Here is a 9,863-nt window from a genome sequence, read left to right on the forward strand (position 1 = left end):
GATAGATGGAGCCGAGGTCCGCGACGTCCAGCGAAAGCTCCGGCTCGGCGTCGGCAGCGTCCGTGACCGTTGCCTCTCCCCCGGCGACCCGGAGGACGAAGGTCCCGGCGGCGAAGCCGAGGCTGTCGGTCACCCGCAGCACGAGGGTTCCGTCGGCGGCGTAGCGCCGGGCGCCCAGGACCCGGACGGTGTCCAGGACGCGGAGCCAGAGCATGTCCGCATGGTCCGAGGACTCGATGCAGCGGGGATCCTCGAGGGCCCAGGCAAGCGGGTTGTCCACCGGTGCTTCCTTCCAGCTGACCCGGCGGATCAGGTCCATGCTGCCAAGGAACTGCCACAGTTCCAGGTAGGCCGCGTCGGTGGCTGCCACCAGGTCCACGATCTCCACGGTGGCGGGGTCGGTCTCCCAGCCGGCGAACTTGTAAGCGACATACCCGTCGACGGTTCCGGACGCGTCGTAGTGCAGGGCGCACCTGATTGCGTTGTCCTCGCCGCCGTCGCGGGCCAGCGTTCCGGAGGACCGCAGGCGGTAGGCCTCCTGCCGCATGATCGAGCCGGGCGTGACGCGGTGGGTGCGTTCGAACACCGCCGGCGCCAGTTCCAGCAGGACCTTCCGATCGGCGAGTTCCACGGACCCGCTGGCCTCGTGGCGCAGCCGGAAGCGCGCGCCGGTCTCCACCTTGATGTCGCGTTCAAAGGTGGCCACGCCGAAGCCGAAGCGGCCGTAGATTGACGCCTCCGAGGCGGTGAGGGCCGCGAGGGGGACGCCGTCGGCCTTCGCCGCGGCGAGGTCCTCGGTCATCATCCGCCGCAGCAGTCCCTGCCGGCGGTGCGTTCCTCGCACGGTGACGGCGGTGACCAGCTGGGCCGCAAGCTGCCGCCCGTAGCCGATGTTCAGGTCTTTACGCAGGGTGGCGAAAGTGGCCACCGGCACGTCGGCGGGCAGGGAATGCGGGGCCACCGCACCGGTCTGGAAGACGCCCGTCATTTCCCGGTTGTCCACCTGGTACATCGCCATGACCTTGTCGATGAACTCGTCTTTGTGCTGTTCGTCGTAGAAACCGATGCCGACGCCGCGGAGCCAGGAAACGCCCCGGGCATACTCGGCTGAGTCCTTCCGGGCCGCACGGAACCGCCGGATTTCGTATTGCTTTGCCACGTGTTTCTCCCGCTGGAAGTCTTGGAACCTTGAAAAGAACCGAAACGCCGGCCTAGTGCCCGGCCTCGAACCAGCTGGTGCCGACGCCGATCTGGACGTCGAGCGGAACGGACAGCTGCGCCGCGGCGCCCATCTGTTCGGTGACCAGTTTTTCGACGGCGTCGCGTTCGCCCTTGGCGACTTCGAGGACCAGTTCATCATGGACCTGCAACAGCAGGCGCGATTTGAGGCCCTGCTCGGCCAGTGCGCCGGAGACGCCCAGCATGGCCCGTTTGATGATGTCCGCCGCGGACCCCTGGATCGGCGAGTTCAGGGCGATGCGCTCCGCGTTTTCGCGCAACTGGCGGTCTGTGCTGGTCAGGTCCGGGAGGTACCGGCGGCGCCCCTCGATGGTCGAGGTGTATCCGTCGATCCGGGCCTGGTCGACGACGCCGCGGAGGTAATCGCGGACGGCGCCGAACCGGTCGAAGTAGTCCTTCATCAGGGTCCGCGCCTCGTCCACGGAAATTTCCAGCTGCTTGGACAGCCCAAAGGAGGTCAGGCCGTACGCGAGGCCATAGGACATCGCCTTGACCTTGGAGCGCATGGCGCTGGTCACCTGGTCAGTGGGCACGTGGAAAATGTTGGAGCCGACGAACCGGTGGAGGTCCTCGCCGTCCTTGTAGGCCTGAATCAGGCCGGCGTCGCCGGAGAGGTGCGCCATGATGCGCATTTCGATCTGCGAGTAGTCCGCGGACAGCAGGCATTCGTACCCCTGGCTGACCACAAAGATTCCGCGGACGCGGCGGCCTTCCTCGCTGCGGATGGGGATGTTCTGGAGGTTGGGGTTGTTGGAGGAGATCCGTCCCGTGGCCGCGACGTTCTGCGCGTACGTGGTGTGGATCCGGCCGTCTTCCGCGACCGATTTCTTCAGCGACTCCAGCATCTGCCGCAGCTTCGACGACTCGCGGTGCGCCATCAGCTGGACCAGGAATTCGTGCCCGGTCTTTTCCAGCAGGTTCTTGAGCGAGGCAGCGTCGGTGGTGTAACCCGACTTGATCTTCTTGGTCTTCGGCAGCTGCAGTTCGTCGAAGAGCACCGTCTGGAGCTGCTTCGGCGAACCAAGGTTGACCTCGTGGCCGATCGCTGCGAAGGCCTGCTCCTGGGCGTTGTCGATCACCTTGGCGAGGTCCGAGAGCTGCTCGTCCATCCGGGTCAGGTCCACGGCGATCCCCGCGAGTTCCATGTCGGCCAGAACCCGGCTGACCRGCAGCTCGAGGGTCGTCAGCAGGTCCTGGGCCTGGCGCTCCTTCAGTTCCGCTTCGAAGTAGCGGCTCAGGGCCTGGACGACGGCGGCCACGTGGACCAGCGCGCCGGCGGCCGCAGCGTCGTCGCCGTCGAAGGCCAGCTCAAGCTGGCCTTCCTTGGCGGCTTCCGTGGACACCGCGATGTTGAGGTGGTGCTGCGCGAGCTCGGCGAGCTCATAGCTGCGGCGGTCGGGCTGGATGAGGTAGCCGGAAATGGAGGTGTCATCGACCACGCCGTCGAGTTCCAGTCCGCGGCCCGACAGTCCCTTCAGGGCATCCTTGAACCCGTGCACCACCTTCGCGGACTTCGCATCCCGAAGCCAGGTGGCCAGGACATTTTCGGCGGCGGCGTCCTGACGGGCCAGGTCGAGGTAGATGGCGGCGTCGTCGCGGACGATCGCCAGCGCGGCGGCGTCCGCACCGATCCGTCCGGGCACCAGGTCGACGGCCAGGGCGGACCGCTTTCCTGCACCGGCCGCCAGGAAGGCGTCGAGCTCGGCCGCGTCCGCCGGGGTTACGAAGTCCGGGATATCGAGGCTTTCCCGTTCGGCTTCGGTCACTTCGCTGCCGTAGAGGGCAAAGAGCCGGGTCCGGATGGTCTTGAATTCGAGGGCGTCGAACAGTTCCTCAAGGGCGGCCTGGTCAGGCCGCGGGTCCGCGAGCTCGTCGAGCGTGACGGGCAGCGCGAGGTCGGTGCGGAGCCGGTTGAGCCGCCGGTTGCGCTTGACGTCCTCGACGTTTTCACGAAGGGCGTCCCCGACTTTCCCGCCAATCGCGTCGAGGTTGTCCAGGACACCTTCGAGGCCGCCGTAGAGGTTGATCCATTTGGCTGCCGTCTTGGGTCCGACGCCGGGAACGCCCGGGAGATTGTCTGCTGTTTCACCCACCAAGGCGGCGAGGTCCGAGTACTGGGCGGGGCTGACGAAGTACTTCTCCTGGATGGCGTCCGCGTCCATCCGGGGGATGTCGCTGACGCCCTTCCTCGGGTAGAGCACGAACACGTTGTCCGTAATCAGCTGGAAGGCGTCGCGGTCGCCGGAGACCAGCAGCACCTCGTACCCGGCCTTCTCGCCCATTGCGGCGAGGGTGGCCAGGATGTCGTCGGCTTCCCAACCGGGCATCTTGATGGTCTGGATGCCCCAGGCGCCCATCACCTTGTCGATGAGGTCGATCTGGCCGCTCATTTCCCGGGGGGTCTCGTTGCGGCCACCCTTGTATCCGTCGTACTCGGCCTTACGGTGGGTGGTCTCATCGGAGACGTCGAAGGCCACGGCCACGTGGGTGGGCTTTTGTTCCTTGATCAGGTTGATCAGCATGGAGGTGAAGCCGTGGATGGCGTTGGTGTGCTGGCCGGTGGCGGTGGAGAACTTGTCCGCAGGGAGGGCGAAAAAAGCCCTGAACGCCATGGAGTGTCCGTCCAGGACCAGGAGGCGCGGCTGGTCCGTGATGGGAATCACGGGGGCGTCGGTGGCGGAAACGGACCCCGCGGCCCGGCTGGACCTTCCGGCTGGCTTTGCCGCTAAGACGGAGTCCGGCTCAATTGCCGGGAGGGTGTCCGTTGCGGAAGGGGAAAGGGCCGGTTTGGTAGTTTCGCTCACAGGTGCCAGCCTAGTTCCCATGATCGACAATTTCACGCCCGCGCCGTTCACCGACGAACTGCGGGCCGCCGGCGTTCCGGCGGAACTCCACGACTGGCTGGGCCGGATGGGCGTCGGTGCCCTCGTGGTGAAGATGGGGATCCACTTTTTGGAGATGAGCCCGGTACGCATGGTCGCCACCATGCCGGTGGAGGGCAACACGCAGGTGGCCGGAATCCTGCACGGGGGCGCCCATGTGGTGCTTGCCGAGACGCTGGGGTCCTTCGCCGCCGGGATGCATGCTGGGCCGGGGCGCCGGGCACTGGGGATCGACGTCAGCGCGACCCACCACCGTGCCGTCTCTTCCGGCACGGTGACGGGAACCTGCACCGCCATCCATTTGGGCCGCACCCTCACCACGCACGAAATCGTCATGACGGACGAGCGGGGGCGCCGGCTTTCAACCGCGCGGATCACCAACCTGCTCCGCGACGCCCCCGAGTAGTCAGCCGGCGGGTCGGCCGCGGGGCCTCAGGAGCTGCCGGCGAGGCGGTAGCGGAGTTCGACGACGCCGCGTCCCAACGCGGCCGAGGCGAGCAACTCCAGCGGCGTCGTCGGCCGGGCCAGCGGGAGCAGCGGTTTCCCGCCGCCCAGCACCACGGGAATGACCGAGAGGATCAGCTCGTCAAGCAACCCGGCGTCGGCGAACTGGGCAGCGAGGTCTCCGCCGCCCACCACCCAGACGTTCCGGCCCGCGGCGCTGTCCTTCAGGTCTTCAACGAATTCGGTCACCGGTCCGCGGGCGAACGTGATGTCCGTACCTTTCGGGGCCGCGAGTTCGTGGTGCGTGAAGACCCAGCACGGGGTTCCGGGGTACGGCCAGTTGTCGGGTTCGTGCTGCCGGAGCCAGGCGTAGGTTTCACCGCCCATCACCACGCAGCCGACGTCGGCCATGAAGGCCTCGTAGCTTTCCTGGCCGCCGGTGAATCCGTCGAACTGCAGCAGCCAGTCAAGCTTGTCGTCCGCGGTGGCGATGAAGCCRTCCAGGGAAGCCGCCACGAAGTACTGGAATTTCGGCATGGGCCCAGCGTAGCCATTCCCGGATGCCTTTCCCAGCGCGCAGCGGCGCGGAATCTGGGCGCCGCAGCGCCGGGCGGCGGCGCCCGGCGTCGTCGGGTGTCCGCTACTTAGTGAAGTACGGAATGATCAGGTACAGCCCGAAGAGCACCGCGATGCCGCAGAGACCGAAGCAGGCGTAGGACAGTGGCCGCACCCAGCGGGGCTGGGCGGTCCGCACGTCCCCGGCGATGGCGGTGAGCCGGACGCCCAGGGCGTAGAGGACGACGACGGTGACGGCGGAGACCAGGGTCGCCCCTGCTACGAGGACGAGTTCAAGCCACTTCAATTCTGGCCATCCTTGCGTTTGTTGGTGCGGCTGACGGCGGCTGCCTTCTTTTTCGCGAACTGGACCGCCTGGCCGGCCTCTTCGACCTCGACGGCGTTGTGGTGGCCGACGGGAGACCGTCCGGAGGCAATGAACATGTACACCACCGCAGCGGTGCCGGCGACCGCGGCGATCACGAATCCGACGGTGCCGGTGTGCACCAGCATCGCCGTCAGTGCGCCGACGATACCGGCGGCCGGGAGGGTGAAGAGCCAGCCGAGCGCGATCTTCCCGGCAGTTCCCCAGCGCACGGAGGTGCCGCGGCGGCCCATCCCCGACCCGATCACCGAGCCCGAGGCGACATGCGTGGTGGAGAGTGCGAAGCCCAGGTGGGAGGACGCGAGGATCGCGGCTGCGGTGCTGGTTTCGGCGGCGAAGCCCTGGGCCGGCTTGACCTCGGTGAGGCCGGAGCCCAGGGTCCGGATGATCCGCCAGCCGCCGGAATACGTGCCGACCGCGATGGCCAGCGCACACGCCCCGATGACCCAGACTTGCGGGCCGGTGCCGTGCGCCTGGCTGCCGGCGGAAATGAGGACCAAGGTGATGATGCCCATGGTCTTCTGCGCATCATTTGTGCCGTGCGCGAGGGCCACGAGGCTGGACGTAAATACCTGTCCGGTCCGGAAACCACCGCGCTTCTGCGTGAGTTTGCTGCCCGTCTCCGGATCGTGGCGGGACGTCAGCGCGTAGGCGAGCCGGGTGCATACGTAGGCCACAGCCGCGGCGATGAGCGGCGCGAAGACGGCCGGGAGGAGCACCTTCTGGACCACCGACTCGAAGTTCACCGAGTGCAGCCCGATGCCGGCGACGGCCGCGCCGATCAGGCCGCCGAAGAGGGCGTGTGAGGAACTGGAGGGGAGACCCTTCAGCCAGGTGATCATGTTCCAGAGAATCGCCCCCATCAGGCCGGCGAAAATGATGTCCGGGGTAATCTGAACGCCGTCCGAGCCTTCCCGGATGATGCCGCCGGAAACGGTTTTCGCCACTTCGGTGGACAGGAAGGCGCCCACCAGGTTGAGCACCGCCGCGAGGGCGACGGCGGTCTTCGGCTTGATAGCACCGGTCGCGATTGGCGTCGCCATCGCGTTGGCGGTGTCGTGAAACCCGTTAGTAAAGTCGAAGAACAGTGCCAGCGCTATCACGAGCGCCACCATTATGGTGATTTCCACCAGTTGCCCAATCTGCAGAGTCGATGGTCAGCGGTTTCATGCCCCGTGCAAGGTCTTGGTGGTCAGTGTTCATCTGCTGTTACGCGGACATCTCCTGCGCGGTTCACCAAAAACCGTCCTGAAACCTTACAGATCGTACGTGGCAAAGGGTGCTGGGCAAAACCTCAGCGGCCTGGAAGGGCAACTCAGACCGGTGGGGCGCTGCGGCCCGCACCGGCGTCGAGCATCCCGGCGATTTTTTCCTCCAAGGCGGCCAGGGTTGCCTCCGGGAGCACAATCAGGCCGTCGAGTTCCCGCCGTGCCCGCTTGTACGCCGTCTGCCGCTCAGCGGGGGTGGCGGCCGCATCGGAGGCAATCCTGAGCAGTTTCCGCGCGGTGGCCAGCCGCTCGCGTTCCGGGCCGGTAAAGTTGCTGTCCTTGATCCGGCGGGCTTCGCGTTCGGCGACCTCGAAAGCGATTTCGAAGCTCCGCACGGCAGCCCGGTACTCCCCTAGCCGCGCCGCCGTCGCGATCTGCGCCGGAGCGTCCGGGCGCAGCCCGTCGGCCTCGCGCTTGGCCCGCAGGAACGCCACCGTCAACGGCTCGCGCACGTCAGTCATGACCGGAAAGTCGATCAGCTTTCCGATGTCCAGTTCGTAGTCCAGCCAGCGCCGGTTAACGGCGTCGTGGGCGTCGACGAGGGCCTGCACCTCGCTCTGGCTGGCCTGGTCTGCCGAAGCCTGCTGGTTCTTGAGCCGGTACAGCTCAAGCTTGCGCCGGTGCCGTCGTTCGCTGGCCCTGGTCCAGGTTCGGGCCCAGCTGCCCAGCAGGGCGCTCATCGGAAATACCAGCCACCAGTTGTGGCTGAGGAAATTGAAGAAGGGGTCCACGGCAACATCCTCCCACCGGGCCCGCGCGCCGGAAAGCCCTCGCGGCGGGTGGGGGCTCTCCGGCCGATCCGCTGCGGACTCAGGCCTCGTGCTTGACCTTGTGCACCCGGGTCACGACGGTGGGGCACGGCACGTTCAACAGCACCGCATGGGCAGTGGAGCCGAGCAGCAGTCTGGAAAAGCCTCCGCGCCCGCGGCTGCCGATCACCAGTAGCCTCGCATTCTGTGCGAGGTCGACGAGTGCCTTGGCTGGCTCAGTGTCTGTTTCGAGGCGTTGATGGATAACGAGATCCGGGTACTTGTCACCGAGGCCTGCCACCGATTCGGCGAGGACCACGCGGTTCTCTTCGACGATGGTCTCGGCGAGCCCGCTGGAGGGCAGTTGGTTTTCAATCCAGCGCGCCGGGCTCCGGAAGGCCAGTACCACGGTCAGCTCGTCGTGGCCGCGGTCCGCTTCTGCTGCGGCGAAGGCCACGGCCTGGAGCGATTCCTCCGATCCGTCCACGCCGACCACCACGCCGTGGGTTCCGGTGGCGGGCTGGCTCGGGATAACGGCCACCGGGCTGTCCGAGGCGGAGACGATCTGCAGGGCCCGGTCCGTCAGGGGTCCGGCGTCCATCCAATGCTTGTCATGGCCGCCGACGACGACCAGGGCGGCGTCCGCGGATGCTTCCCGAAGGGCCGCGCCGGGGCTCCCGTGGCGCAACTGCACGTCGACGTCCACGTCGGGGGCCTGGTTTTTCGCGGTGTCTTTGGCCTTCTCCAGCAGGTCCATCCCGGATTGACGGATCAACTCGTGGTACTGGAATTCCGGGGAGATCCAGCGGTCGTCCACGGCGTGCACGGCCAAGACCGGAAGCTTCTCCCGGGCAGCGCGTTCCAGCGCCCATGCCAGCGCGGCCTCACTGCCTGCCGAATCGTTGATGCCGACAACGACTGCTTTGCTCATACTGATCCCCGCTCCATTTCCTGGCGTCCGTGGCCTCGTCCATGGTCCTGGCAGCGCACCGTTCTGTGACCGCTGTCTGGCATGACTTGTCGGAAGCACCGAGGCTCTACCGACAATTCAGTGTGACCTCGCCCCCGGCGCCCGGTTAGGGCCTTAAGCCCCGCACCGGCGGGCTCAGAATCCGGTCGGCTCCGTCTCGAACTCCGGCTCCCGGGGCGGTCCTTCGTGCTGCACCGGGCGAAGCGCCGCCGTGTGCTCAAGCCAGATCAGCGCATCGTAGCGATCCCCCATCCGGGTTGGAACGTAGCTTCCCTGCTCCTGTTCCGGGTGGTACACCACTCCGATTGCCCGCTGGCCCAGCCAGGTCGAGAGCCACGGTCCGCTCCGGTCGTCGCCGAACGCCAGCACCCCCGGCACCCCGACCGCCTCATGCAGGAAGTCCTCGTGGCTGCCTGGCCTTGCCCCGGGCACAGGCATGATCCGCTCCGGCGTGCCCCAGGAGTCGGCTGCGATGACTGTGCCTCGGTGGGCGGCGAAGCCCACCAGCAGGACGCCGTCCAGCGCGTGCCGCTCCCTGAGCAGCTGACCTACGTTCACCAGCCCGTCCCGCGGCATGTCCGTGCCCCGCGCATCCCCGACGTGGGTGTTGTGCTCCCAAATGATGCCCTTGGACGCGGCCCCCAGATGACGGGCCAGCCGGTCAACTGTGTCCGCCATGTGGTGATCGCGCACATTCCAGGACTGCCGGTCGGCGCGCACCATGCTGCGGTAGTAGTGCTCGGCGTTCGCCGCCACCTCGGCGTTCTGGACAGCGTCAAAGGCTTCTTCGTCCTGGTCACCCGGGCTGAATACCCGGCTGCGCACCTCGCTGAGCAAGGCCACGACGTCCGCCTCGCAGGATTTCGGAACGAGCCGGGAGCGCCAGGCGTAATGGTGCGGGTCTTCGTGGTGCGGCAGGAAACACTCCCATGCCCGCATCGCCACGGGCACGGCCTCAGGTAGGTTTTCGTCGAGCCACCCGATGATCTCGCGCAGCGAGTCCCAGAGCGAGTACACGTCCAGGCCGTAGAAGCCGACCCGCTGCGCCACCGGCCGGCGCAAGTTCCAGCTGCGCAGCCAGTCCAGGAACCCTGCCACTTCCTCATTCGCCCACAGCCAGGTCGGCCAGCGCTGGAAACCGCTAAGCAGCGCATGGACGCCCAGGTCTTGTGCGCTGTGACCGCGGACCCACTGGTTGATCCGCCAGCAGTCCGGCCAGTCCCCCTCGACGCCTATCCAGTTGTAGCCCTGTTCCATGATCAGCCGCCGGCTGAGCGTGGCACGCCAGACATAGAACTCGTGGGTGCCGTGCGAGGCCTCTCCGATCGCCGTGAATCGGCAGCCCGCGGCACGCTCCACCAGTCCATCCAG

At 67.0% G+C, this 9,863-nt stretch carries 9 protein-coding genes; 1 reads left to right on the forward strand and 8 read right to left on the reverse strand.

Going from position 1 to position 9,863, the window contains the following annotated elements; all coding sequences use genetic code 11:
* Both AB4Y86_RS04655 and polA read right to left on the reverse strand, forming a co-directional pair.
* The coding region (locus tag AB4Y86_RS04655; RefSeq protein WP_441400520.1) for a GNAT family N-acetyltransferase at window positions 1–1,159 on the reverse strand (1,159 nt) is incomplete at its 3' end.
* Between the two features lie 52 nt (window positions 1,160–1,211).
* Entirely contained in the window at window positions 1,212–4,043 is a 2,832-nt protein-coding gene (gene polA / locus AB4Y86_RS04660; RefSeq protein ID WP_441400522.1) for a DNA polymerase I, read from the reverse strand.
* 19 nt (window positions 4,044–4,062) lie between these two features.
* On the opposite strand from polA, the gene AB4Y86_RS04665 reads away from it, so the two are divergent.
* On the forward strand, window positions 4,063–4,527 hold the full coding sequence (locus AB4Y86_RS04665) for a hotdog fold thioesterase (RefSeq protein WP_441400524.1): 465 nt from the start codon (window positions 4,063–4,065) through the stop codon (window positions 4,525–4,527).
* Between the two features lie 26 nt (window positions 4,528–4,553).
* Here the strand turns inward: AB4Y86_RS04665 and AB4Y86_RS04670 are convergent, their stop codons facing one another.
* The 6 genes from AB4Y86_RS04670 to AB4Y86_RS04695 all read right to left on the reverse strand — a co-directional run.
* The gene (locus AB4Y86_RS04670; protein WP_441400526.1) at window positions 4,554–5,102 is read right to left on the reverse strand and encodes a dihydrofolate reductase family protein; all 549 of its coding nucleotides are present in this window, start codon (window positions 5,100–5,102) and stop codon (window positions 4,554–4,556) included.
* 103 nt (window positions 5,103–5,205) lie between these two features.
* Window positions 5,206–5,427 (reverse strand): hypothetical protein, encoded by a 222-nt coding sequence (locus AB4Y86_RS04675; protein WP_441400528.1) that lies wholly within the window; start codon window positions 5,425–5,427, stop codon window positions 5,206–5,208.
* Window positions 5,424–6,635 (reverse strand): anion permease, encoded by a 1,212-nt coding sequence (locus AB4Y86_RS04680; protein WP_441400529.1) that lies wholly within the window; start codon window positions 6,633–6,635, stop codon window positions 5,424–5,426. The genes AB4Y86_RS04675 and AB4Y86_RS04680 overlap by 4 nt, the downstream gene beginning before the upstream one ends.
* A gap of 185 nt (window positions 6,636–6,820) precedes the next feature.
* Window positions 6,821–7,504: a hypothetical protein gene (locus AB4Y86_RS04685; RefSeq protein ID WP_441400531.1), complete on the reverse strand. Its 684-nt coding sequence runs from the start codon at window positions 7,502–7,504 to the stop codon at window positions 6,821–6,823.
* A 79-nt stretch (window positions 7,505–7,583) separates the two neighbouring features.
* A complete protein-coding gene (locus AB4Y86_RS04690) occupies window positions 7,584–8,453 on the reverse strand; it encodes a universal stress protein (protein ID WP_441400532.1) in 870 nt (289 codons plus the stop codon).
* Between the two features lie 174 nt (window positions 8,454–8,627).
* The coding region (locus AB4Y86_RS04695) for an erythromycin esterase family protein (RefSeq protein WP_441400534.1) at window positions 8,628–9,863 on the reverse strand (1,236 nt) is incomplete at its 5' end.

This window comes from Arthrobacter sp. 2YAF22_2 (assembly GCF_052114645.1).
Taxonomy (GTDB): domain Bacteria; phylum Actinomycetota; class Actinomycetes; order Actinomycetales; family Micrococcaceae; genus Arthrobacter.